24 protein-coding genes are annotated in these 25,424 nt (G+C 35.3%); 13 read left to right on the top strand and 11 right to left on the bottom strand.

What is annotated here, in order from left to right:
* The first annotated feature begins 9 nt into the window (after positions 1-9).
* The 5 genes from H602_RS0113685 to H602_RS0113665 all read left to right on the top strand — a co-directional run bounded on the left by H602_RS0113685 (position 10) and on the right by H602_RS0113665 (position 7,081).
* Positions 10-2,820: a TonB-dependent receptor gene (locus H602_RS0113685; RefSeq protein ID WP_026978509.1), complete on the top strand. Its 2,811-nt coding sequence runs from the start codon at positions 10-12 to the stop codon at positions 2,818-2,820.
* A gap of 34 nt (positions 2,821-2,854) precedes the next feature.
* Complete coding sequence (locus H602_RS0113680; RefSeq protein ID WP_026978508.1) at positions 2,855-4,378, top strand: SGNH/GDSL hydrolase family protein; 1,524 nt, start codon at positions 2,855-2,857, stop codon at positions 4,376-4,378.
* A 219-nt stretch (positions 4,379-4,597) separates the two neighbouring features.
* Entirely contained in the window at positions 4,598-6,109 is a 1,512-nt protein-coding gene (atpD, locus tag H602_RS0113675) for a F0F1 ATP synthase subunit beta (RefSeq protein ID WP_026978507.1), read from the top strand.
* Positions 6,110-6,196: 87 nt separating this feature from the next.
* On the top strand, positions 6,197-6,478 hold the full coding sequence (locus H602_RS0113670) for a FoF1 ATP synthase subunit delta/epsilon (RefSeq protein ID WP_026978506.1): 282 nt from the start codon (positions 6,197-6,199) through the stop codon (positions 6,476-6,478).
* Between the two features lie 66 nt (positions 6,479-6,544).
* On the top strand, positions 6,545-7,081 hold the full coding sequence (locus H602_RS0113665) for a hypothetical protein (protein WP_026978505.1): 537 nt from the start codon (positions 6,545-6,547) through the stop codon (positions 7,079-7,081).
* A gap of 90 nt (positions 7,082-7,171) precedes the next feature.
* On the opposite strand, the gene H602_RS0113660 is transcribed toward H602_RS0113665, so the two are convergent.
* The 3 genes from H602_RS0113660 to tyrS form a co-directional block, all read right to left on the bottom strand.
* Complete coding sequence (locus H602_RS0113660) at positions 7,172-7,378, bottom strand: helix-turn-helix domain-containing protein (RefSeq protein ID WP_026978504.1); 207 nt, start codon at positions 7,376-7,378, stop codon at positions 7,172-7,174.
* Positions 7,379-7,380: 2 nt separating this feature from the next.
* Positions 7,381-7,890 carry a DUF2975 domain-containing protein gene (locus H602_RS0113655; RefSeq protein ID WP_026978503.1) on the bottom strand — a complete coding sequence of 170 codons (510 nt, stop codon included), beginning with the start codon at positions 7,888-7,890 and terminating at the stop codon, positions 7,381-7,383.
* 195 nt (positions 7,891-8,085) lie between these two features.
* Positions 8,086-9,390 (bottom strand): tyrosine--tRNA ligase, encoded by a 1,305-nt coding sequence (gene tyrS / locus H602_RS0113650; protein WP_026978502.1) that lies wholly within the window; start codon positions 9,388-9,390, stop codon positions 8,086-8,088.
* Positions 9,391-9,799: 409 nt separating this feature from the next.
* Between tyrS and H602_RS0113645 the strand changes: the two genes are divergently transcribed.
* From H602_RS0113645 to H602_RS0113620, 6 genes are all read left to right on the top strand, one after another.
* Positions 9,800-10,942: a hypothetical protein gene (locus tag H602_RS0113645; RefSeq protein WP_157505072.1), complete on the top strand. Its 1,143-nt coding sequence runs from the start codon at positions 9,800-9,802 to the stop codon at positions 10,940-10,942.
* Position 10,943: 1 nt separating this feature from the next.
* The gene (locus H602_RS0113640; RefSeq protein WP_026978500.1) at positions 10,944-12,731 is read left to right on the top strand and encodes a hypothetical protein; all 1,788 of its coding nucleotides are present in this window, start codon (positions 10,944-10,946) and stop codon (positions 12,729-12,731) included.
* 436 nt (positions 12,732-13,167) lie between these two features.
* Positions 13,168-13,467 (top strand): nucleotidyltransferase family protein, encoded by a 300-nt coding sequence (locus H602_RS0113635; protein WP_026978499.1) that lies wholly within the window; start codon positions 13,168-13,170, stop codon positions 13,465-13,467.
* On the top strand, positions 13,460-13,807 hold the full coding sequence (locus H602_RS0113630) for a HepT-like ribonuclease domain-containing protein (protein ID WP_026978498.1): 348 nt from the start codon (positions 13,460-13,462) through the stop codon (positions 13,805-13,807). The genes H602_RS0113635 and H602_RS0113630 overlap by 8 nt, the downstream gene beginning before the upstream one ends.
* Before the next feature lie 318 nt (positions 13,808-14,125).
* Positions 14,126-14,776, top strand: coding sequence for a hypothetical protein (locus tag H602_RS0113625; RefSeq protein ID WP_026978497.1), 651 nt, complete (start codon positions 14,126-14,128; stop codon positions 14,774-14,776).
* Between the two features lie 145 nt (positions 14,777-14,921).
* Positions 14,922-15,545 (top strand): murein L,D-transpeptidase catalytic domain-containing protein, encoded by a 624-nt coding sequence (locus H602_RS0113620; protein WP_026978496.1) that lies wholly within the window; start codon positions 14,922-14,924, stop codon positions 15,543-15,545.
* Positions 15,546-15,557: 12 nt separating this feature from the next.
* Here the strand turns inward: H602_RS0113620 and H602_RS0113615 are convergent, their stop codons facing one another.
* On the bottom strand, positions 15,558-17,978 hold the full coding sequence (locus H602_RS0113615; RefSeq protein WP_026978495.1) for an efflux RND transporter permease subunit: 2,421 nt from the start codon (positions 17,976-17,978) through the stop codon (positions 15,558-15,560).
* A 308-nt stretch (positions 17,979-18,286) separates the two neighbouring features.
* On the opposite strand from H602_RS0113615, the gene H602_RS0113610 reads away from it, so the two are divergent.
* The gene (locus tag H602_RS0113610; protein WP_026978494.1) at positions 18,287-18,613 is read left to right on the top strand and encodes a DMT family transporter; all 327 of its coding nucleotides are present in this window, start codon (positions 18,287-18,289) and stop codon (positions 18,611-18,613) included.
* Here H602_RS0113610 and H602_RS0113605 read toward each other — a convergent pair.
* The 3 genes from H602_RS0113605 to pyrH all read right to left on the bottom strand — a co-directional run bounded on the left by H602_RS0113605 (position 18,610) and on the right by pyrH (position 22,569).
* Positions 18,610-21,102: a DUF5686 family protein gene (locus tag H602_RS0113605; protein ID WP_026978493.1), complete on the bottom strand. Its 2,493-nt coding sequence runs from the start codon at positions 21,100-21,102 to the stop codon at positions 18,610-18,612. The genes H602_RS0113610 and H602_RS0113605 overlap by 4 nt on opposite strands.
* Before the next feature lie 114 nt (positions 21,103-21,216).
* Positions 21,217-21,780: a ribosome recycling factor gene (gene frr, locus H602_RS0113600; protein WP_026978492.1), complete on the bottom strand. Its 564-nt coding sequence runs from the start codon at positions 21,778-21,780 to the stop codon at positions 21,217-21,219.
* Positions 21,781-21,861: 81 nt separating this feature from the next.
* A complete protein-coding gene (gene pyrH / locus H602_RS0113595; protein WP_026978491.1) occupies positions 21,862-22,569 on the bottom strand; it encodes a UMP kinase in 708 nt (235 codons plus the stop codon).
* Positions 22,570-22,778: 209 nt separating this feature from the next.
* Here pyrH and H602_RS0113590 point away from each other — a divergent pair, with 209 nt between their 5' ends.
* The gene (locus H602_RS0113590; protein ID WP_026978490.1) at positions 22,779-23,372 is read left to right on the top strand and encodes a thioredoxin family protein; all 594 of its coding nucleotides are present in this window, start codon (positions 22,779-22,781) and stop codon (positions 23,370-23,372) included.
* On the opposite strand, the gene H602_RS0113585 is transcribed toward H602_RS0113590, so the two are convergent.
* The 4 genes from H602_RS0113585 to H602_RS0113570 form a co-directional block, all read right to left on the bottom strand.
* Positions 23,365-23,700, bottom strand: a complete 336-nt coding sequence (locus H602_RS0113585; protein WP_026978489.1) for a type II toxin-antitoxin system RelE/ParE family toxin — start codon at positions 23,698-23,700, stop codon at positions 23,365-23,367. The two genes, H602_RS0113590 and H602_RS0113585, sit on opposite strands and share 8 nt — an antisense overlap.
* Positions 23,676-23,840: a hypothetical protein gene (locus H602_RS19955; RefSeq protein ID WP_157505070.1), complete on the bottom strand. Its 165-nt coding sequence runs from the start codon at positions 23,838-23,840 to the stop codon at positions 23,676-23,678. The genes H602_RS0113585 and H602_RS19955 overlap by 25 nt, the downstream gene beginning before the upstream one ends.
* 76 nt (positions 23,841-23,916) lie before the next feature.
* Positions 23,917-24,609: a tRNA pseudouridine(55) synthase TruB gene (gene truB / locus H602_RS0113575; protein WP_035759660.1), complete on the bottom strand. Its 693-nt coding sequence runs from the start codon at positions 24,607-24,609 to the stop codon at positions 23,917-23,919.
* Positions 24,609-25,424, bottom strand: coding sequence for an undecaprenyl-diphosphate phosphatase (locus tag H602_RS0113570; protein ID WP_026978487.1), 816 nt, complete (start codon positions 25,422-25,424; stop codon positions 24,609-24,611). Before H602_RS0113570 ends, truB begins: the two co-directional genes overlap by 1 nt.

Genomic DNA, 25,424 nt, shown 5'->3' with positions numbered 1-25,424 from the left:
TTAAAACAAATGAAGGTGTATCTTTTTATTTTGTCCCTATTTTTCTGCGGAATTTCATTTGCCCAGATAACCACCACCGGAACTATTAAAGATAAAGACGGAATGTCATTACCTGCAACGAGCATTACAGTAGTAGGCGAGAATATTGGTGCTGTTTCAGATGCAAGTGGTAAATTTACGTTGATTGCCAATAAGCAGTTGCCATTTGATATCGAAATTTCGAGCATAGGTTTTCTTGCGCAGAAAGTTAAAATCACAAAAAACAATCAAGTAGTAAACATCACATTAATAGAGGAAGAGAACCTATTGGATGAAATTGTAGTATCTGCTTCAAGAACGCCTGAGCGTTTACGAGAGTCTGCAGTTACGATTGAACGTTTTACCGCTGCCGATGTTAAAAGAACTGCTTCTCCAACATTTTATGACGGATTAGAAAACATGAAGGAAGTGCAAATGAATACCAGTAGTTTGTCCTTCAAGTCCATTAATACGCGTGGTTTTGCTACGGTTGCAAATACTCGATTTATGCAATTAGTGGACGGAATGGATAATTCCTCTCCTTTATTGAATTTTGTCTTGGGAAATCTAATTGGAATTTCTGATATTGATGTAGCTAGTGTAGAGTTGCTTCCAGGAGCTTCTTCCGCTTTGTATGGTGCAAACGCATTTAATGGAATTCTGTTTATGAAAAGTAAAAGTCCTTTTACGGATGAGGGAATTTCAGCTTACGCAAAATATGGTGTAACCAATCAAGAAGCGGCGGGTTCAAATGAGTTCTATGACTATGGAGTGCGAGTAGCGAAAAAATTTAGCGAAAGCTTTGCTGCAAAGGCAAATTTCACTTTCATGAATGGTACGGATTGGTATGCAACTGACTACAGTGATTTAGAAGTAGCTGGTAGAGATCGCACGGATCCAAGTTATAATGGAATAAATGTATATGGTGATGAAGCTGTGGCAAATTTAAAGTCACGTCAACCTTTTGGAAGCACGGGATACAATTTATTGCCAAATATTGATATTACTAGAACAGGTTACAATGAAACTGATTTGACTGAGAGTAAAGTTCAAAATGCAAAGGCAGACATTTCTCTTCACTTCAAGCCATTTAAGAGTGACTTTGAAGTTATTCTACAAAGTAAGTATGGATTTGGAAATTCAATTTATCAAGGTGCAAGTCGCTATAATTTGAATGGATTTAAAATGCAACAGCATAAAGTGGAATTGGTTGGTAAGAATTTCTTTGTTCGTGCCTACATGACCAGTGAAGAAGGAGGCGAATCATATGATATGACATTTACTGCATTAAATATAAACAGAAAATGGAAGTCGGATACAGATTGGTTTACTCAATATGGAGGCGCTTATAGTGTTGCAACTCTAGGATTAGTGCCTAACGTAGGTTCTACACCAAAAGAAGCACATGCTTACGCAAGATCGGTGGCTGATACAGGAAGATTTTTACCAGGTTCGCCAGAATTTATTAAAGCATTTAATGAAGTAATTGCTGATCCAGATATTTTAACGGGTTCTCGATTAGTAGATAATTCTAAAATTTACCATTCAGATGTAAATTATAACTTCAAAGATTTAATTGATTTTGCCGAAATTCAAGCAGGAGGTTCATACAGAAGATACGATTTAAATTCTTTCGGAAGAATTTATACCGATACACCAGATTTAGGAGGTATTAAGTACGACGAATATGGCGTTTACACTCAAGTGCAGAAGAAATTAATGGAAGATAAATTAAAGTTAGCTGCATCCGTTCGTTATGACAAAGCAGATAATTTTGATGGTAACGTATCACCTAGAATTTCAGCTGTGTATTCTGCAGGCGAGTATAAAAACCACACTTTTAGAGGTTCATTTCAAACAGGATTTCGTAATCCAACAACACAAGATCAGTATATTGGTTTTAATATAGGAAACAGAGTGCTTATAGGTTCTGCACCAGACAACTTAACGCGATTTTCTGAAACTTTGCCAATTTCAAGTGCAGGTGGAAATGGATCGGTTACTTTAAACGGAGAAAGTGCTTACTATAATTCTTTCACAAAAGACTCTTTCTTGGAATTTGATAGTGCCTACAGATCAGGACCGCCAAGTGGACTTGCAGATGCAGCACTTTTACTTGAAAGAGCAAATACACGTTTAGTGAAATCAGAAACAGTTAAGTCTTTTGATTTGGGATATAGAGGTAATGTTGAAGGGTTTTTAGTAGATATCAATGGATATTACAATCTTTACAATGACTTTATTGGTAACGTAAATGTAATTACACCTTACTACGGAACAGCAACAACGAGTCCAGATATTAATATAAATACGTCTGCAAACGCTTTGGCAAATAGAGATTACAGAGAATATCAACTTTACACGAATACAGATCTAGAAATTAGCTCTTTTGGAGTTGGAGTTGGTGTGACTAGAAAAGTTTTCAAGAATTATGAAGTAACTGCGAGTTACAATTATGCTCAATTTAATTTTGATCAAGCCGAAGACCCTAATTTTGAAGCAGGTTTCAATACACCAAAACATAGAGTGAAAGGTTCTATTGGAAACGATAACTTGTTTAAGAATTTTGGAGTCAATGTAAGCGCAAGATGGAGTGATGAGTATTTATGGGAATCTACATTCGCAAACGGTATGATTGCAGCGGCAACTGTTGTTGATGCTCAAATCAGTTACGGTATTAAAGCTATTAAATCAATTTTAAAAGTAGGTGCAACAAACATCGGCGGAAAAGAATACAGACAAGTTGTGGGACCTGGATTAATTGGACAGCAGTATTTTGTTTCATTAACGGTGAATCCTTAAAAGTTTAATTAGTCAAAATATAAAAATTTAAGTTATGATAAAAAATTTCAAATGGCTACTGCTGGTTTCACTGACCTTTGTAGCTTGTACGTCAGATATTGAGGACGAAGTAGCACAAGAAGTACCTGTAGTTGCTGGTTCCGCAGATTTTTCAACATATGTTGCTTTAGGAAATTCGTTAACAGCGGGATACAGTGACGGAGCGCTTTTTAAAGCAGGTCAAGAGAATGCCTTTTCAAATCTACTTTCTAAACAATTTGCTTTAGCGGGTGGCGGAACATTTACGACTCCGTTTACCAATGATAATTTTGGAGGATTACTTTTGGGTGGTAACTTAATCGCTGCTCCTCGCCTCGTTTTTAATGGTGTGGGTCCGGTGTCATTACCTGGTGCAGTTCCATCAACTGAAATTGCAGTTCCTTTAGCAGGGCCATTTAATAACATGGGTGTTCCAGGTGCAAAGAGCTATCATTTATTAGCTCCTGGTTATGGAAACTTAGCGGGACTTGCAACCGGTACTGCAAATCCTTACTTTGTACGATTTAGATCAAGTGCAACAACTTCAGTGATTGCAGACGCAATGGCTCAAAATCCAACATTCTTTTCGTTATGGATTGGTAATAATGATGTGTTAGGATACGCTACAAGTGGTGGAGATGGAACAGATCCAATTACGTCTGAAGCGCTTTTTTCACAAGCGTATAACGGGTTAATTACAACTTTAACGTCAGCGGGAGCGAAAGGCGTTGTAGCAAATATTCCGGACGTAAAAACAATTCCGCATTTCAAAGTGGTTCCATTTGATGCTTTGGATTCTGCTAATCCAGCATTTGGGCCGCAAATTCCAACATTGAACGCAACTTTAGCTCCATTGAATCAGGCGTTCGCTTTTCTTGGTGTTCCTGAACGTTCAATTGTCTTTAATGCAAATGGTAAAAGTCCAATTGTAATTCATGACGAGACATTGCCAAATCTTTCTGCTCAATTAGTAGCGGTTCTGCAAGGTGGAGGAGTTCCGGCTGCGACAGCTGCATTATTAGCAAATCAATTTGGTCAATCGCGTCAAGCTACAGCAAATGACTTGTTTGTTTTGCCAGCCTCTTCGATCATTGGTCAATTGAATTCTCAATATTTTGCAGCATTAGTTGCGCAAGGTGTTCCTCAAGCTACAGCAGGTCAATTGGCTGTTAATGGTGTTACGTATCCTATGCAAGATAAATGGGTCTTACTGCCTAGCGAACAAGCAGAACTTGCAACAGCAACCGCATTATTTAATGGTATTATTAAAGCTGCTGCAGATGCTAAAGGGTTAGCGTTTGTTGATGCAAATGCCATTCTAATTAATGTGGCAAATGGGGTGAGTTTTGATAATTACAGTTTGAATGCTTCCTTTGTGAGTGGAGGAGCTTTTAGTTTAGACGGTGTGCATCTTACTGCAAGAGGAAATGCATACATCGCTAATCAATTTTTGAAAGCCATCAATGCAACATATGGATCTACTTTCAGAATGTATAAAGCAGTAGATTATCAAATTAGCTATCCGGCTACGTTACAATAAAAAACAAGAAATTAATTTAAAGCCATCTAAAGGATGGCTTTTTTAATGGTTATAAAGGGATTTGCAGTGTTAAATAGAGCGTCAATAATTTGGAATCTGAATTTTAAATAAAAAACACAACATTTTTATTGATTATATATTTTAAAAAATTATCTTTGCACTCTGAAAAAACACGTATTTTTCATAAACCTAAATAGCTATTTAATAAATACATAAGTAATGTCAAAAGTAATAGGAAAAGTTGCTCAAATCATTGGTCCAGTAGTTGACGTAGTTTTCAACGGAAAGGATGTTGAACTTCCAAAAATTTATGATTCATTGGAAATCACTAAAAAAGATGGTACTATATTAGTATTAGAAGTTCAATCTCACATTGGTGAAAACACAGTTCGTACCATTTCTATGGACTCGACAGATGGTTTAAGTAGAGGATACGATGTATTAGCTACAGGAAATCCAATCAAGATGCCAATCGGTCCAGATGTTTACGGTCGTTTATTCAACGTAATTGGAGATGCTATCGATGGACTTGGAGATTTGCCTAAAACAGGTGATAACGGAATGTCAATTCACCGTCAAGCACCAAGATTCGAAGATTTATCTACTTCTTCTGAAGTTTTATTCACAGGTATTAAAGTAATTGATTTAATTGAGCCTTACTCAAAAGGGGGTAAAATTGGATTGTTCGGTGGTGCTGGTGTTGGTAAAACAGTATTGATTCAGGAGTTGATTAACAATATCGCAAAAGGTCACGGTGGACTTTCAGTATTCGCAGGAGTAGGAGAAAGAACACGTGAAGGAAATGACTTACTTCGTGAGATGTTAGAGTCAGGAATTATAAAATACGGTGATGAATTCATGCACTCTATGGAAAATGGAGGATGGGATTTATCTAAAGTAGATATGCCAGGAATGAGAGAGTCAAAAGCTACTTTCGTTTTCGGTCAAATGAATGAGCCTCCTGGAGCTCGTGCTCGTGTAGCACTTTCAGGACTTTCTATCGCAGAATATTTCCGTGATGGAGCAGGAACTGATCAAGGAAAAGACGTTCTTTTCTTTGTAGATAATATTTTCCGTTTTACTCAAGCGGGTTCTGAAGTATCTGCACTTTTAGGTCGTATGCCATCTGCAGTAGGGTACCAACCAACGTTGGCTACTGAAATGGGAGCGATGCAAGAAAGAATTACTTCTACAAACAAAGGTTCGATTACTTCTGTACAAGCGGTTTACGTTCCTGCGGATGATTTAACGGATCCAGCACCAGCGACAACATTTGCTCACTTAGATGCTACAACAGTATTGTCTCGTAAAATTGCTGAGTTAGGTATTTATCCTGCAGTAGATCCTTTGGATTCTACTTCAAGAATCTTAACGCCACAAATTCTTGGTGATGAGCACTATGATTGTGCACAAAGAGTAAAAGAAATTCTTCAAAAATACAAGCAATTGCAAGATATTATTGCGATTCTAGGTATGGAAGAACTTTCTGAAGAAGATAAATTATCTGTTTCTAGAGCACGTCGTGTACAACGTTTCTTGTCTCAGCCGTTCCACGTTGCAGAGCAATTTACAGGATTGAAAGGAGTTTTAGTAGACATTAAAGATACCATCAAAGGATTTAACATGATCATTGATGGAGAATTAGATCACCTTCCAGAAGCAGCTTTCAACTTGAAAGGTACTATCGAAGAAGCAATCGAAGCTGGAGAGAAAATGTTGGCAGAAGCTTAATGATTTGAGAAATTTGATTTTAGATTTTGGATTTGCAGTGCAAAACTTAATCCTAATTCAAAAATCCTAAATCCTAAATTTTAAAAAATGACTTTAGAAATAGTATCGCCGGAGGCAAAATTATATTCGGGAGAAGTAACTTCGGTTACCGTTCCTGGAATTGATGGAGAATTTCAGATGTTAAATCACCACGCTGCAATTGTGTCGATATTAGCAAAAGGAACCATTAAGGTAGAAGCAAAAGCATTTGCAGCTACTAAAGAAGGAACCGCTCTTTTCGTATTAGGAGCCGACAGAAAGCAGCACCTTGCAATCGAGTCTGGTACTTTAGAAATGAACGACAATAAAATTATTATTTTAGTAGATTAAGTTCTATATACTTCATAAAGAAAGCCTAACATTTATTTGTTAGGCTTTTTTATTTATATTTAGCGCATGAAACAAGACGAAGAATTTGAACTGATTGTGCATGAAGCAAACCGACCAATTTGGCAAACCATTATTGCAGGATTGATCTTTACATTTATGTTTTATCTCATGTATCATGTTGTAATGCTGTTTTACAATTTTGGATATAGCGACGATACGATGAGGATATTTGCCTCGTTTTTTTATCTCATTGTATGTTGTATCGTAGCAGGTTTTGCTTTTTCAGTGGTCAAATCGGTGCTGATTGATGTTGATAAAGACAATCTTATTTTGCGGTACTATTTAGGTCGCTTTTCTTATGATAGTGTATCACCAGCGCCAAGCTTAGAATACGTTTCCGTTTTTAGAGACGGTTATTACAGTTATCAAGTCAATTTGTGGTACATCGGAAACAAACACTTTGTAATGTGCGACTTTAATGATAGCGCCTCCGCTTTTATTTTCGCGCAAGAAGTTGCCAGAAAGCTAAAACTAGATTTACTAGATGCCACCGTTCGAGGCGATTTTAAATGGGTAGAAGTGGAACAAACCGAAATTCATTGACACAAAAAAAACCAATACAATACTAAGCTTCAAAAGCATCACGCTTCATTGTCTTCATACCTTAATGGTTTAAATTATTTAGATTTCTACTTATTCCGGAACATATTCTAATATATCTCCCGGTTGACATTCCAACACCTCACAAATTGCTTCTAATGTTGAAAAACGGATTGCCTTCGCTTTCCCTGTTTTCAATATAGAAAGGTTTGCAGTTGTCATTCCAATTCGTTCGGCGAGTTCATTAGAACGCATTTTACGCGTCGCAAGCATTACATCTACATTTACTATAATTGGCATGTTTAAAGTGTTAAGTCGTTTTCTTCTTTTAAATTCTTTGCAATTTTAAATACTTCACTCAAAACCATGAAGAACAATCCCAAACTGATTACTAGTAAAGGAGAATCGAAACCAACTTCAAGTTTAAAACCCATTGCGGTTCTATGAAAAGCTGTGTATAGGAAAGAAGGAAGAACCATTAACAGGGTTGAGGTAATAACACAAATCCCGATGACATTGAAGTTTCGGATTACTTCGCTATTAAATACATCTTTTTTAAGGAAGAAACCAATGGTTTTTCGAAGTAAATAAATACCATAAACAAAGAACAGTGCACTTACTAATGCAAAAACCAAAACCACTTTGGCTTGCCAATTGTCAACTATTAATTCGCGTCCTTGCATCTTAATGGGAATTCCATCCATTTGTCCTAAAACAGCAAAAGGAATAAATACAACGAATGCTAAAACAGTTAAACATGAAAGATAAAAAGCAAGATCAATACATGCTTTTAAAACGTTTAGTTTTCTCATATGGATTTAAATTAGATTGTATACAAATATAATATAATTATTGAATAACAATAATAAAATATCTAAAAACAATTAATACTTATCTAATTACGCTACTGTACTAACTAAAAAAAAACCATCAAAGTACCAAGCTCCAAAGCATCACGCTTTATCATCTTAATACCTTAATGGTTTGAAATTTTAAAAAATTTCTATCTACACCGCGCGAACCACAAAGTAATTCTTCTTACCGCGTTGCAATAAAACAAACTTGTCTCCAATTAAATCCTCTGCTTTTAAAACAAAATCTTCTGTTACTTTCTCTTTATTTACCGAGATAGAATTTTCTTTTAAAGCGCGTCTTGCTTCTCCGTTAGAGGCTAGGAAGCCTGTCTTTTCGTTTAGCAAACTCACGATGTCTAAGCCTGCTTGTAGGTCGGTTAGGGCAACGTCTGCTTGTGGGATTCCTTCAAAAATCTCCGAAAGTTGGTTTTCCTTTAGTGTTTTCATGTCGCTCATATCTTTGCTAAAGAAAGCACCCGATGCAAATATAGCGCTATCCAAATCTGCTTGGGAATGTACAAGCAAGGTAAGTTCTTCTGCCAATCGTTTCTGTAAAACTCTTAAATGTGGCGCTTCAAGATGTTCGGCAATGATGGCTTCGATGGTTGCTTTATCTAAGAAAGTGAAGATCTTGATGTAGTTCTCGGCATCTACATCTGAGGTGTTCAACCAAAATTGGTAAAATTTGTAAGGCGAAGTCTTATCGGCGGTAAGCCATATGTTTCCACCTTCGGATTTACCAAATTTAGTACCATCTGCTTTGGTAATAAGTGGGCAAGTCATGGCAAATACTTTACCTCTTTCTTCGTTATCCACGTTCATGCGTCGTACAAGTTCGGTACCCGTGGTGATATTTCCCCATTGGTCGCTTCCACCCATTTGTAGTTTGCAATTGTATTCCCTGTTCAGGTGGTAAAAGTCGTATCCTTGAATCAATTGGTAAGTAAATTCGGTAAAACTCATACCTTCTCCACCATCGCCAGAGAAGCGTTTTTTAACCGAGTCCTTGGACATCATGTAATTGACTGTGATTCGTTTACCCACGTCACGAGCGAAGTTGATAAAGGAGAAATCCTTCATCCAATCGTAGTTGTTTACTAGTATTGGGGCGTTTTCGTCGGTAGCATTAAAGTCTAGGAAGTTAGAAAGTAGTGCTTTAATCCCGGCAACGTTCTTGTTTAGCGTAGCTTCGTCTAATAGGTTTCTCTCGTCCGATTTTCCAGAAGGATCCCCGATATAACCCGTTGCACCACCTACAAGAGCCATAGGACGGTGGCCAAAATTGCGTAAATGTTTTAGGATAATAATGGGCACGAGACTCCCAATGTGAAGCGAGTCGGCGGTTGGGTCAAATCCTATATATACGGTAGTAGCTTCCTTTAAAAGTTGTTCTTCTGTTCCAGGGATCATGTCTTGGACAAGTCCTCTCCACTGTAATTCTTCTACTAGATTCTTCATGTTTTAGTGTAATTTGGGGCAAATATAAGGATTATAGCCGAAAAATGGTGGCTTGGCTCAGCGTGTTTTTTGGTGTTTTGGGGTTGCAAATGGGTTAGGAACAAGGCGTTCTGCATCTTTTGCAATAAATGGCACCTGAAATTAAATAAACCCTAGGTAAAAAGAGAAAAACCCCACCAGAAATGCAAAAGACCCCACCTAACTAGCAAAAGACCCTAGCAGAGTAGACGAAAACCCCACCCAAGTTAAAAAAGACCCTTACAGAGTGGACAGAAACCCCACCGAGGTAAGCAAAAACCCCAGCAGAGTAGACCAAAACCCTTGGCTAGTGGACATAAACCCTATTGCAGTAAGTTTTGTTAATAAGTTGGTTTTATGGGAGGTGGTTGTTGTGTAGAATGGGGTATATTTGAAAAAAATTATATATACTTGTGTGTATTTAATAGTTCAGCGAAATGATAAAACAATCGTCATTAGAGATAAGAAACATTATATGATATTAGCGGAAACAATAAAAGAAATAAAAAGGGATTTTCCCAAATTGCATAGCAGCTATTACAACATTTATTCTATCATTCTGAATAGGGTTACAACCTCCTCATTCTTTAAAATTGCAATAATATTCTTCCTTTTAATTTGCATAGTTGTACTTTATACTTACTCCAATCTAACATTTTTAAATTTTCTTGAAGTAGACTTTCATGATACTATCAAAGTATTAACGACAAGTGTGATTACTTTAGTATCCATGAATTTATTTGTAACAAATCTTCTTCTTACCCATTTAAAGGACGAGCGCGATGACCTTGAAAAAATTATTAGTAAAAAAGTTCAGTTTAAATTTGTTACCTATTTTGGATTTTCAATTATAATTTATCTGCTTATCCTCAATGTAATTTTTAAGAATATTGAAGATTATAAGACAAACATTCTTATTTTCTTATTTTATTGCTTCTTGTTTTTTATCCTACTTTTAATAAATTTATATAAAATAGTATTCGAATTTATTAATAAATCCAGTAGAAAGAAAATTTTACATTACGAGCTAAATCATGAGTTTGACAAAATTTTATATGTAAATAAAATCAAAAAAGAATTCGTGGTTAAATATGATTCTTTTTTCAATTCACATACTTTTAAAAAAACATCACCGTTATTTTTTTCCTTCAGTAATAAGCTATCGACCAAAACAAATGTAACAGTAAAATTTAGCAAGATTAGCTTCTTTAGGGATTTAGACACGAAACGGTTGAAAAAAATTCTTTTGAAATTAAATCATACTGATAATTATTTTGCTTCGTTACAGTTAGATGATAAATTTCAAATTGCTAACGATTTTCTTCTTGTATCGATAAATGAAGATTCATATAAAATTAAAAATTGTTTTGTATTTAAGGAGACGGCTTTATTCTCGGATGAATTAGAACCCGAAGTTCTCAATATTCTTTTAAAAAAATTGGAAAATAACGTAAAGAATGATCGACTTGAAGAACTAAAAGAAGATTTATCAAATATAAATTCTGTTCTTGGAAAATTTTTAAACACCTACTAATATGCTATTTCAAAAAAAATATAGTAATGATTTTGAATCCGAAAATATTGAGTATATAAATCTGATAATTAACAAAGTTCACGACAGTATTATTCTAGCTTCGAAAAAAGATAGTGATGAGATTTTTTTTGAATTATTATTATTTCTCAGAGATGAATTATTGTATCAATCTTTGAATAAATCTTTTTCAATATATTCAAAAGTTATCCAATACCCCGCTAGTATTTATCTTAAGATTCCATTGGAAAATAAAAAAAAGTTAATTGAAGTTATTACAATTCGATTTTCTGAAAGTATTAAATTTCACAACTACACGGAGAATATCGATAAACGCTATTTAGAATTGACATATTTTGGACTCATTTCATTAGTAAAAGCGACAATCGATGAAAGAAATTCTCAAAGTTTCAATTTGGTATTTAAAAAGCTAAAAGAAACATACCTAACTTTTGATGATAAAAATGATTATTATAATTTTGCCTTTCCATTCGCTATTCTATCGTGGCTTTTTTATTTACATCAGTATGAAAAAATAAAATTGGGAGATTTTGATATTAATGTTTTAGAAAGCATCTTTATAAACTCATATTATAATAGAGAAGAATTAATTAATTCTTATTACAAATTTAAATACGATGTAGATGAGGGTTTATGGGAAATTGGAAACTGGCAAATTGAAAAACCTCCAGTAGGTGAAGCGTATTTCATGCTTATGGCTTCGACTTGGTTAAACTTTGGGTTTACAGTTATGCTGTTAAAGTATAAAATATTAAACTATGGTTTTGAAATCCAAAAAATAACAATAAGGGATAGTTTCAGATTTGAATTTGATAATGTAAAAGAAAATCTAGAAATTATAGAGAAAGATAAAGTAAAGTGGTTTCCTTTTTTATATAATCAAACTCCTGACAATCTAAACATTGATGATTTTAATTATAGCAAAGCAAAAATCATTGAATTCTTTTCTGTAATTCAAAAAGAACAAGAAATATTAAAATATAAAGAAATATCCAATATTCCTCTATCAGTAAATAGAATTGCAGAGTTTAAAAAAGACGTAGGTGCAATTTGGGATAGTAATTCTGTTGTTCCTAAACTTCTTAAACATTTCGAGAGAGTTACATATGCCAAAAACATAATTGAAAAATTAGGAATAGGCATATTTACAAAAATGTTGAAGTCTAGATTTGCATTTATTGATGGAGATAAATATCAAAATATCATTGGTTTAACTGATTTTGGTAATAAAACTGCGAGAAACGTAAATAGAGAATTTTTTAAGTCTTTAATGAACAAGAAATATTCGGTTGCAGTAAAAGGAAGTCAATTATCGCAAGCGGTCGATAGATACTTGAATAGCGTCAATGACAAAACGAAAATAGTAATATTTTGCAATTATAAGAATTTAGATCTACTAAACGATTCACAAAACAAAGTTGAATATGTAACTCAATCGGAAATTCCTTTCTCGAGATCTCAATATCGAGAAATCCCTATAATTAACAATTATGAATCTGAAGATTTTCTTTTTATTGTAGACTTAAATTCAATTAATTACATAATTTACCAACAAGATGAATGGTATAATAAAGAGCTACTCGTCGAGATAACAGAACCAATAAAAGATGGTGAAACATCAACTACAGATTATGAAAATGATGAAGTTGAATATTCTTCAGAAGAAGTTGATGTTTTAGAGGGAAATGCAGTAAATGTCAAAATCCTATTTAAACATGATATGGTCATCCTAGACCCTACTAAATATATAATCTACAAAATTATTACATAAGCACTTCTCATATCAACCAAAGTCTCCCTACGTTCAAACAACGAAAAATAAAACCATTGTTGAGCGAAACCAATTAAAAGAATAAAAAGAGAACTTAACAGTTCTCTTTTTTTGTGTTTACAATCGAAACAATCACATAAGTGCAAAGGGAAATGCTTACTGTATTGGGATAATGAATAGTAATAGTACTGGAGAAAACAACGAATTGAAAATAACTGAATTTATAAAGTAATTTGAAAAATAAAAACTACTAGCAATACCGTATAAAAATAATTGCTTGTTCTAGCCTATTTACCAAAATCCTCCCGGATTTTCTATTCGGTTCTATTTGCTAAATTAGGTGCCAAACCATGCCACTAATCATACACAAACACGTTGGCAGTAAGTATCTCGCAGAATCGGTAACTTATAGAGACTTTTTTCCTAAATTTGAATTATGATTTTAATTGAAAAAAATAGTGACCGTCTAAAGGCAATTTGTTCCACACACAATGTGGACAAAATGTATCTATTTGGCTCTGCTTTAAATTCAAACTTCAACGATAAAAGTGATATTGATTTTTTAGTTAAATTCAAATCTTTTGAATTATCACAATATTTCGATAACTATATAAATCTGAAAGAAAATTTAAAAGATCTATTTGGAAGAGAGGTCGATTTACTTGAAGAGCAAACGCTTAAAAATCCAATTTTAATAAATTCCATAAACAAATCTAAAGAACTTATTTATGGATGAGAGAATCCTAAAATGGTTGTTTGATATTAAAATGGCTATAGACGAAATTGACAGTTATTTCATAAATGAATCAAAAGATTTTATGAAGTATCGAGGCAACTTGATGTTAAAAAGAGCAGTTGAAAGAGATTTAGAAATTATTGGAGAAGCAACTAACCGAATTATCACACGAGATAAAACATTCGAAATTAAAATAACTAATGCAAAAGCAATTATCAGTTTGAGAAATCAAGTAATTCACGCTTATGATAATATTTCTGACGAAAACATCTGGTCTATATTGATAAATCATCTTCCAAAACTTAAGATAAAAATTGAAAATCTAATCAACGAAAAATAACTACCACGAACAACCAAAATTCCCCTACGTTCAAACAACGAAAAATAAAACCATTGTTGAACGGAACCAATTACAGCAATAAAAAGAGAACCTAACAGTTCTCTTTTTTTGTATTTACAATCGAAACAATCACATTAGTGCAAAGGGGAAATACTTACTGTATTGGGATAATGAATAGTAATAGTTTCGGTGTATTTATTAAATAACAGAAGAGTTCTAAATTTTATTGATAATGCATTGCAATTTTAAGTAGCTTTACCATAGGCCAACTTGTAGAGGTGCAGGTTGCATGGAGTTTTAATTATTAAATTTTTAAGTATGAACACGAATGTTAAAAATGAGGAGTATGTACCGCTAGGGAAATTTATTATGGTAAGTTATGAGCGGGACCAGGCGGAGATTCAGGGGAAATTTCCCAAGTTGGATGTGCCATTTATGGAGGCGTTTAAAAGTAAGTTGGCCTTGGTTAAGGATTTAGAAAATAGCTTGGTGCTGACCACCACACAGCGTAAGGTTACGGCAGAGTTGTACAAGGAGGCAGCGGCTTTTAATAAGGAGGTGAACTATTTGAGTTCGTATTTTAAAGGTGCTGGGTTGCCTACCAAAGTGGTTACAAAGATGAAGGAGATGCTATCTTCGGATAATATTGAGGGCGCTTTGCAGGAGTTAGTGGGTGTGAGGCAACTGCTTCTTGCCAATGAAACCGCACTTGTGGCAGAAGGAATGCCGGCGGATTATAGCGCTAAAATGGATGCTACTTACACGAGTATGTCTGACAAGAATGTGATGCAGAATGAAATTATGAACGATAGAAAAGCGCTGGTACGGAATAACAAGGCGGAGTATGAAGCTTTGTACACCTATATTTCGACTGTTGCAGAGAAGGGGAAACTGGTATTTGACGGTACAGGGTTTGAGGATGAGTACACGATTACCAAAATTATTAAAAGAATGCGTGCTGCAAAATAACGGGTGGTTGCTGTGGTGTTATAGCGTAGAAAAATCCCAATGGTTGTGGCTGTTGGGATTTTTTTTGTGGATGGAATAGAGGGGAGTCTGGCAATATGTGTGGTGTTTTGGAGTTGTTACATACAAAGAACGGAAAGATATAAGGATGAAAAAACTAATGGTTTTGGTACTTGGTTTAGGGATGTGCTATTTGGGTTATCGTATGTATGCGAGTGATAAGGTGGGTCTTAAAGATTCGATTTCGTTGGTGGAGGAAACCCGAATGGACGTGCTTGATGCTAAAGTTATGGAGGTGGAACAAGTGATTGCCTCTACTGCAAAGTACCGTTCGGACCTTGGGTTTTTCATCGACATGCGGATTCCATCGATGCAGAATCGGTTTTTTATATACGACCTTAAGCAGCATAAAATAATCGACCGAGGCTTGGTGGCTCACGGGGTGGGTTCGGAAACGGGTATTGGCGGTAAGCTGCAGTTTAGCAACATCGAGAACTCGCTTTCTAGTTCCTTGGGAAATTATGCCGTTGGGATTTCCTACTATGGTCAATTTGGCAAGGCTTACAAACTTCATGGCCTAGACGCGACCAACAGCAATGCTTTTGCAAGGCATATTGTGTTGCATAAATATGCAGCAGTTCCGTATGAGGAACAGTCCAGCTACATCTGCAACAGCTATGGTTGCCCGATGGTAAACGAGCGATTTTACAGCAGGATAGAGCAACTACTAGATGCTTCGGAAAAGCACGTTATTATGTGTATATACTACTAGGAATAGTGTGGATTAGAGTTTGGTTTTTGGCAAATTGTCAATCTCTTCATCGGACCTTTCGATGATGTCAATTCGTGGCTCCATCAATTCCTGCTTGTTGGCCAACGTTTTATTTAATGTCAAAACCAAAGCGGGAAGCAACATCAAGTTGGACAACATTCCGAAGAAAAGTGTGATGGAAACCAAACCGCCTAACGCGATGGTACCTCCAAAACTCGACACTAAGAACACCGAAAACCCAAAGAATAGAACAATAGAGGTATAGAACATACTCAAACCTGCATCTGCAAAAGTAGCAAGAACCGACTTCCTGATTTTCCAATTGTTTTTCTTGAGTTCTTCACGGTATTGTGCTAAAAACCGAATGGTATCATCGACAGACAGTCCAAAGGCAATTCCGAAAACTAGAATGGTTGACGGTTTTAACGGAACATCTAAAAAGCCCATAATTCCGGCAGTAATCAGTAAAGGAAGTATATTGGGAATAAGCGAAACAATCACCATCTTAAACGATCGAAACATAAAACCTACTAATAGACCTGTTAGTAAAATTGCAAAGATCAATGACGTCATTAAGTTGTGCAGTAAATAACTGGTTCCCTTCTGAAAAACGTATGCTTTTCCGGTAATTGAAACCGTGTATTTTTCTTTTGGAAAGATTTTGGTAATTTCTTTCCTCAATTCATCCTCAATTTTCTGAATATTTTGTCCACTTTCGTCACGCATAAAGGTTGTAATTCGAGCGTACTGTCCTGTGGAATCCACATAACTTTTCATCAAATTATCTTTCCCTTTCTGGACCGTATTTTTGGCATACGACAAAATAAAACTTTGCTCTTGGTTGGTTGGCAATTCATAATATTCTGGATTGCCGTTGTAATAGGCTTGCTTGGAATACTTAACTAGATTGACAATGGAAATTGGCTTGGAGAGTTCGGGAATTTCATTGATGACCGTTTGCAATTCGTCCATTCTACGAAGCGTGGCCAGTTTCATAACGCCCTTTTTACGTTTGGTGTCAATCATGATTTCCAATGGCATCACACCGTCAAACTCTTTTTCGAAAAATAAAATATCTTCAAAAAAGGCTTCTTTCTTTGGCATGTCTTCAATTAAACTTCCGGAAACACGAATTTTATAGATACCAATAATACTGATGACCAAAAGTAAGATTGAAATCATGTAAATGGACAAACGACTTTCTCGGATGTGGCGCAAAATCCAGTCCATGAAGGAACCAACCGATTGCGAATCCAGGTGTTTCAGATGGCGTGCATTTGGTGGCGCAACATAACTGTGAAATACTGGAATGATGATCAAACAAAGTAAAAACAGTCCCATAATGTTTAACGATGTTACAACGCCAAACTCAATCAACAAATCATTATTGGAAACAATAAACGTAGCAAAACCAATGGCTGTGGTTAAATTGGTCATCAAAGTTGCCATTCCAATTTTAGTGGTAACGCGTTGTAAAGCCTTGACTTTATTGTGGTGAATCTTATATTCCTGATGGTATTTATTGGTGAGAAAGATACAGTTGGGAATTCCAATGACGATGATTAAAGTAGGAACTAGCGCGGTTAAAACTGTAATTTCGTAGCCCAACAATCCCAAGGTTCCAAATGACCAAGCGACTCCAATAAGCACGATTATGAGTGAAATTAAAGTGGCTTTAAAACTTCGGAAAAAGAAATAAAAGAGCAAGCACGTAACTAAAAGCGACATTCCGATAAAAAGTCCAATTTCACCTTTGATGGTTTCTGTATTCATCGTTCGGATGTAGGGCATTCCTGAAACGCGAAGGTCGATTCCTGTTTTTTGCTTGAACAACTCCACCTGCGGAATCAATTTGTTTAAAACAAAATCTTTCCGAATGGGTGTGTTTACAATTGCTTTATCCAAATAAATTGCAGCGCGAATACTTCCTGATTTTTTATTGAATAAAAGACCTTCGTAAAAAGGAAGGTCATTAAATAATTCCTTTTGGATCGTCTTCAAATACGCTGGATCTGTAGTTTTTGAAACATCAACAAAATTGGTCAGTTCAAAAGTTTGTAAGGAATCGTTTTTAACCAGTTTTTTTAAATTTGCAACAGAAAGCACTACATCCGTTTCTTCTTCACTCTGCAAGTTCTGCATCATTTGGTCCCAAGCTTGGTACGCTTTTGGAGTAAATAAAACATCATCGTGCAAGCCGATAAGAATTAGATTTCCTTCTTCGCCAAATTTATCTAGAAAAGCGTTGTACTCAATATTTACATTGTCATCATCGGGTAGTAGATTGGCTTCAGTGTAAGTAAAGCTGATGTTTTTCCATTGTAAGCCAAGGAATATAGTAATTATAGTTACTATAGCCAACATCAGAATTCTATTTCGAAGTACGATTCGGGCCACTAATTCCCAAAATCCCAAACTAAACCATTTAATCATTTCCATATATTTTCGAATGCAAAGGTACAGAAAACGGTGGTTTATCTGTTTTTTATGTGAAATGAATTGCAGAAAGCAGCACTTTTTAAATTTGATTTTTGGTTAGAAAAGAAGTTAACTTGAAGTTAGTTTTTGAAAGCAATTTGCACCATTAGTAAGAATTGTAGTTTAGGAATTAGTGAAAACGTGCGTAATCTATGTCAAATTCTTAAGCACACTCTTAGAGGTTAGCTTTAAATAGTACGGCAGGATATTGTAATTCATATCTCGGCAATTCTTTAGTATCTTTGCTCGTTAAACACACCTTTATGAATTGGATTTTATTGATTATCGCAGGACTTTTTGAAGTTGGATTTGCCACATGTTTAGGAAAAGCAAAAGAAGCGACTGGAAATAGTGCGCTATTTTGGATGATTGGATTTTTTGTCTGTCTTTCGATCAGCATGTTTCTTCTGTATCGCGCTACATTGACGTTACCTATTGGAACTGCTTACGCGGTTTGGACCGGAATTGGAGCTGTAGGAACGGTTTTAGTAGGTGTTTTTATATTTAAAGAACCCGCAACGTTCTGGAGAATCTTCTTTTTAACTACACTAATTGGTTCTATTGCAGGTCTTAAATTTGTTTCCAATTAAAAACCAAGATTAAGTATAAAAGTGGCTTTGATTGAAATATTATCTTCAAACTGACTCAACTGATTTGGACCATAACGGTAGAAGCCCGATAGTCCGAATCCCTTGTAAATTTGATTGAGCTCAATGCCGCTTTCAAAATAACCTTCGTCAAGCGTTTTGTAGTCAATTCCCAGATGCTGTTCCGGTTTTTGCATCGTTCCCCAACCCAATCGCGATACTATAACGAGCGATGGTTTTACTTTTTTAAATAAAGTGATGCGTTTAAAACCGTGTTTGATTTGGAAAAAAGCATATTGACTGCTGAAAAATTCATTAAAGAACATGGTTTCAAAACTGTTTTTTCCGGCAAGAGTAATACGTTGTAAAAGCTTGTCGTTATTCAAGTTGTTAGGAGAAGTGTTGTATAAATGCGTCAGTGGAATGTCGCCAACTCCGTAGCCAAATTCAGAATAAAAAGTCGTCTTTTGGCCGTTGATAAACTTTTTTTGGATATCCATGCGAAGGTCGAATTTTGTGTATTCAAAATCATTTCCAACCACTCCAGGTAAGGATTTTGTAATCTGGAAAGTGAATTTCGGGTAATTCTTTTCAATTTCTAGACGTCCAGAAGGCGTGAGCATGTAATCGCTAAACGGATTCCATTGCAGAGAAACCATGAACGTGGTTAAAGTGAATTTGTCGTAAATTTTATCTTTATATTTAAAAGCATATTCAAAACTGGGATCCACTTGCGACTGACTCAATTCCCAAATACTTTCGGTTTTCGGAATGATTTTAGTTTCAATATAACCGCGGGTTTGTTTGTAATTATAAAAAGTACTCACGTTAATCGGACGCGGATCATAAATTTTAAAAATCCTTTTGTCAATGGCAAATGATGTGCTTGCAATTTCGCGTAGATCATCGGTGTAGGAGCCACCAATCCACGTATTAGAAGCTTTGCCAAGCCGAATTGCACCACCATATTTATATTTTAAGTTGTCGTCTTTTAGGCCATAAGCTACGTAGCCGTCCAACTTGAATATATCGGATAACTTTTCATTGGTTACACCTCCATACCCAAAGCGAAAACCTTCAAAATTATTGTACTTGATCAAATACCTTAAATCAACATCTAGAATACTAACGGGCACATAACCGTCTAAAATCCGGCGGCCAATGATCAATTTCTGCTCAATATTTTTAGAAATAACCAGACTGTCTAATGATTTATAGGTTTCGATCCCTCGAAAATCCAAAGTGTCTTTGCGATTTTGTTGCCAAAATAAATCGCTTTTTTTGATGGCGTTTTCATTCACTTGAATGGCAAGCGTTTTTTTAGAAATAACAAGAGGTTTATTAAATTCATGTTCAAAATAGACCGATTTTGAAATCAGTTGTACAAAATCCGAGGTCACTTTCTCCCGTGAATTTTGAAAATCAGTGTAATTGTCTCCTTCAAACTGAATTTGTCCGCCTAAAATTTTAAGGTTTTCATCGTTTTTGCCTTTGATAATTTTAAACGTTCGGCCGTTTGGAAACCAAATATTTTCAGCTGGAAAGTAGGTGTATTCATGATTCGCGCTGATGTCAATGATGCTTTTTACACGCAAAACGGCTTTTGCAACAGCATAATTTTCGGCATCAATATATAGCACACCGTGCAATCCGTTTTCCTTCTTTCGTTTTTTATTGGCGAAGAAAATCAAATATACTTTACGCTTCTGGATGGAAAGTGTATCGAGTAATTTATAGGAATAATCGTCCAAAGCTGTTGGTCCCAATGGGCCATTGAACTTGGTTTCTAATAAGTCGTATTGGTCCTCATAAATGGAAAATGACATTAATTTAAGTCCAATCAATTCGTAGATTGGTTTTTTAAAACCCGCCATCTTAGTTGCTTCAACCGTCTCTTTAAAATGGGTGCCGTCAAACTGTACTTTTGATATTTTTTCAGTTTGATAAATATGCTGTTTGCTAATGATTTTTTTGAAAGTATAATCGGTGGAATCAAGTGCTACAAATTTGCGAACGCCGCGATTTGTTACAAATATTGAGTCCAAAGTTCCGTTAATGGAGTCTGGATTTGCTGTAATTACCAACTTATTGTAAACTTTAAAATTAAAGAATTTTAATTTTTTCTGTGGATCATTAAGGATTTTATTGGTCAACACCCGCTCCATTATTTTGGTGGCAGGATGATTTCCAATGGCCACTTCTTGCAAGTTTTGGGTAATTGGATTCAGTCTGATTAAAAGAGGACCTTGCTTATCTGCAATTAAGTTTTGAGATTCATAACCGACGTAAGAAGCAGAAATTGAATCGTTTACATAAACTGGTTTCAGTACAAATTTTCCATCTAAATCTGCAATAGCAAAAGAATTATGCGTAAATATAGTGGCATACGGTAAAGGTTTTTTGGTACTGTCATCAATGATCCGGCCCGTTATCTCAAATTGAGCTTGAACGGAACAGGTAAATAATAAGACCAAATAAATAAGATGCTTCATACTGTTTGGAGCCAATAGTGACAAAGCACTATCTGTGACAAAAGTAGGTTACTAACATAAAAAAATCCACTCTTTTAAGTGGATTTTAATAATATTTCAATAAGAAAGAGAATATTATACTTTCATGATTTCAGCTTCTTTAACAACTAAAAGTTCGTCAATATGCTTGATGTAAGTATCGGTTAATTTCTGCACTTCTGCTTCAGCACTTTTACAAATATCTTCAGAAGTTCCGTCTTTTTCCTGCTTTTTAATATCAGAATTCGCGTCTTTACGAGCGTTTCTAATACCAATTTTTGCATCTTCCGCTTCCACTTTTGCTTGTTTAGCTAAATCCCGACGACGTTCTTCGGTTAAAGGTGGAACAGAAATAATGATTAAATCGCCATTGTTCATTGGGTTGAAACCAATATTAGCAAGCATAATTGCTTTCTCAATCGGCTGAATCATGTTTTTTTCAAACGGTTGTAAAGTTATTGTTCTTGCATCCGGAACACTGATTTTAGAAACCTGTGACAAAGCCGTTGCCGAGCCGTAATAATCTACAAAAACACTTCCTAACATTGCAGGAGAGGCTTTTCCAGCACGGATGTTTGTAAATTCTTTTTCTAAATGCGCAATAGAACCAATCATCGATTCCTTTGTACTGTCTAATATAAAATCAATTTCTTCAGTCATAATTTTTAGTTTAAGGGTTTTAAAGTTTACAAGTTTAAAGGGTTAGACTTATAGCCATTTAACCTCATAATCTTTTAAACTTTATTTATTTACTAATGTTCCAATATTTTCTCCTTGACAAATTTTAAGTAAATTACCTGGTTTATTCATGTCAAAAACCACAATAGGCAATTCGTTTTCTTGACTTAATGTAAATGCAGTAGTATCCATAACATTCAATCCTTTTGCAAGTACATCTTCAAAAGAAATACGTTCAAATTTAGTTGCCGAAGCATCTTTTTCAGGATCAGAAGTATAAATTCCATCTACACGCGTTCCTTTTAAAATTACATCCGCATCGATTTCAACACCTCTCAAAACCGCTGCAGTATCCGTTGTAAAATAAGGATTTCCAGTTCCTGCACCAAAAATTACAATTCTCCCTTTTTCTAAATGTCGAACTGCTCTTCGTTTGATATAAGGTTCCGCAATCGCTTCAATTTTTAACGCTGTTTGCAAACGTGTCAACATTCCTTTGTCTTCCAAAGCACCTTGAAGCGCCATTCCGTTAATGATTGTTGCCAACATTCCCATGTAATCGCCTTGAACTCGGTCCATACCGTTACTTGCACCGGCAACTCCTCTAAAAATATTTCCACCACCAATAACGATGGCTATTTCTACTCCTTGTTCGTGGATGGTTTTGATATCATCAGCATATTCGGCTAAACGAATAGGGTCAATACCGTACTGACGGTCACCCATTAAAGCTTCACCACTTAATTTTAGAAGAATTCTTTTGTATTTCATTGGAGTGTTGTTTTTTTGGAATTTGGATCATGCAAAATAAAATCTTCTGAAGTAAAAACTAGATTTAAAACAGTGTCTTTTGCTTTGCAGGTGCAAATATAGACAATTCCTTTTTTTCTTTGGAAAAAATTACCTTTAACTAACTTTTATCATTTGCTTGAAGTAGCATAAACGTATCTTTGTATAACAATGATTTAAAAAACAAATAAATGAAAGATATAATTTTAAATAGTTTAGCAAAAGCGTATTCGTACGAAGATTATAGAACACGCTTACAAAACTTATTAACAGTAGGGAAAACTTCAGGTGACGAACAATCCGCGGATTTAGTACATTACAGCGAATTGAACGAAACAAGAATGAATCGTTTAGATAAAACCATTAAAATTACTTCTGAAACCAGTCAAGCTTTGGAGGCATTAAATACAGAATACATTTGGCTAGTGCTATCAGAAGGATGGTGTGGTGATGCGGCTCAAATTTTGCCCATCATAAATAAAATGGCTCAAATTTCTGATAAGGTAGAATTGAAAATTGCTTTCCGTGATGAAAATCCTGAACTGATGAATTTGTATTTAACAAACGGTGGAAAGGCCATTCCGAAGATGATTATTTTAGAAAAAAATGCGCTAGAAGTTGTTGCAGATTGGGGTCCAAGACCAACCGACGCACGTAATTTAATCTTAGATTACAAGGCAAAACATGGCGTTGTAGATGAAACGGCTAAGACAGATTTGCAAATGTGGTATTTACATGATAAAGGAGTTTCGACTCAAAAAGAGATTGTAGCTTTGCTTAAATAAGAATCTTCTTTGAAGATTTAATTGTTTTTGGTGAGCGACTTCCGTGAAAGGCTCTTAATACTTCTATCCGATTTTCAGTAATGCGGTAAATGATTAGATAGGAGCCTATTATTATGTTTCGGTAGATTTTGTCTTTAGTTTTTAAATGACGGCATTCGGGATGAAGAAGATATTGCGTTTCTAACAATCCGACCCGATAATATATTTCTTCAATAAAAGTATCAGCAATTCGGATTCCAAAAGTTTCCATTCCATAATAAAATATCGATGGAATATCCCGATGGTCGAATAGCGCGGAAGTTACTACGGTTTTACTTTGGCTCTCCATTCTTTAAATAGCTTTTTTGATTCTTCTAAAGTGTGAAACTCTCCTTCTTCAGCTTCTTTAATTAGATTTTCAAAACTTTCTTGAGACATAGGTTCGCCTGGAGTGGCCAAGTTTTCTGCTTTTCGTTCTGATGGTTTCATAATAAGGAATTTTAAATAGTAAGTAAATTTACTAAATTTTCAGATACGTAGTTGCTTTGCTTTGAAAACTTTACAATTATAAATGCTCCAAGTTTTCAGGAGAGAAAGCATTTTCAACCGAATAATCTCCAATTTTAGTTCGACGTAAAGCAGTCAAATGCGAACCGGATTGCATCGCTTTTCCGAAGTCAAAAGCCAGAGAGCGAATGTAAGTTCCTTTAGAACATTTTACTCTAAAATCAATTTCAGGTAACGCAATTCTAGTAATTTCAAATTCGTAAATGGTAGTTTTTCTAAAAGCGATTTCCACTTCTTCACCAGCACGAGCGTGTTCATAAAGTCGTTTTCCGTCTTTTTTTATTGCTGAAAATATCGGTGGTTTCTGGTCAATTTCACCCAGAAATTGTTTTACCGTTTCATGAATTAACGCTTCGTCGATATGTACAGTGGGAAATGTTTCGTCAATTTCTGTCTCCAAATCGTACGATGGAGTAGTAGCACCAATATAAAATGTGCCAGTATATTCTTTGGCTTGACCTTGAATTTCAGAAATTGTTTTGGTAAATTTTCCCGTGCAAACAATCAGAAGTCCCGTGGCCAAAGGATCTAAAGTTCCCGCATGACCAATTTTAAACTTTTTGGGAAGTCCAACTTTGTTGATCAAATGGTATTTTAATTTATTAACCGCTTGAAAGGAACTCCAAGTCAATGGTTTGTCTACCAATAAAACTTGGCCTTCTTGGTAATTTTCGATAGTTAATTTCTCCATTATTTAGTGTAGAAATAAATCAATAATGCAATTCCGATAATAATTCTGTACCAACCCCAAAATTTAAAACCGTACTTTGTCAATACCGTTATAAACGTTTTTACAGCAAGTAACGCCACGACAAAAGCCACTATATTCCCGATAATAAACAAGTTGATGTGATTCTGGTCTTGCAAAATCATTTCAAAACCTTTCATTTCAGTTGCTGTTCCTTTGCCCCAAGTTTTCACAAAAATAGAATAAACCGTAACCGCTAACATCGTAGGAACCGCTAAAAAGAACGAAAATTCAGCCGAAGCTTTTCTACTCAAACCTTGCGTCATACCACCAATTATGGAAGCTGCAGAACGTGAAGTTCCCGGCATCATTGCCAAACATTGCCAGAAACCAATAATGATTGCAGTCTTGATGGAAATGTCTTTTTCATCTAGCACTTTCGGGTTCTTAAACCAATTGTCTACAAATAAAAGGACTACTCCACCCAGAACCAAAACTGATGAGATTGCAATTTGATTTCCCAACACTTCTTCAATCATTTCGTCAAATAAAAAGCCCAAGACCAACGCTGGAATTACGGCATAAATCAATTTGAGATAGAAATTAAAATTTGAAAAGTCAAAAAACTTTCTCCAATACAATACTACAATCGCCAAAATGGCACCAAATTGTATCGAAACCTGAAACATTTTCAGAAATTCGCTTTCGCCCATTCCTAAAAGTGTTGCAAGAAATCCCATGTGGGCGGTTGAAGAAATCGGTAAAAATTCGGTAAGACCTTCAATAATGGCAATCAGAATGGCTTGTAACGTATCCAT

Source organism: Flavobacterium tegetincola DSM 22377, from assembly GCF_000425485.1.
GTDB lineage: Bacteria > Bacteroidota > Bacteroidia > Flavobacteriales > Flavobacteriaceae > Flavobacterium > Flavobacterium tegetincola.
This window is presented reverse-complemented; position numbering and strand designations above follow the sequence as displayed.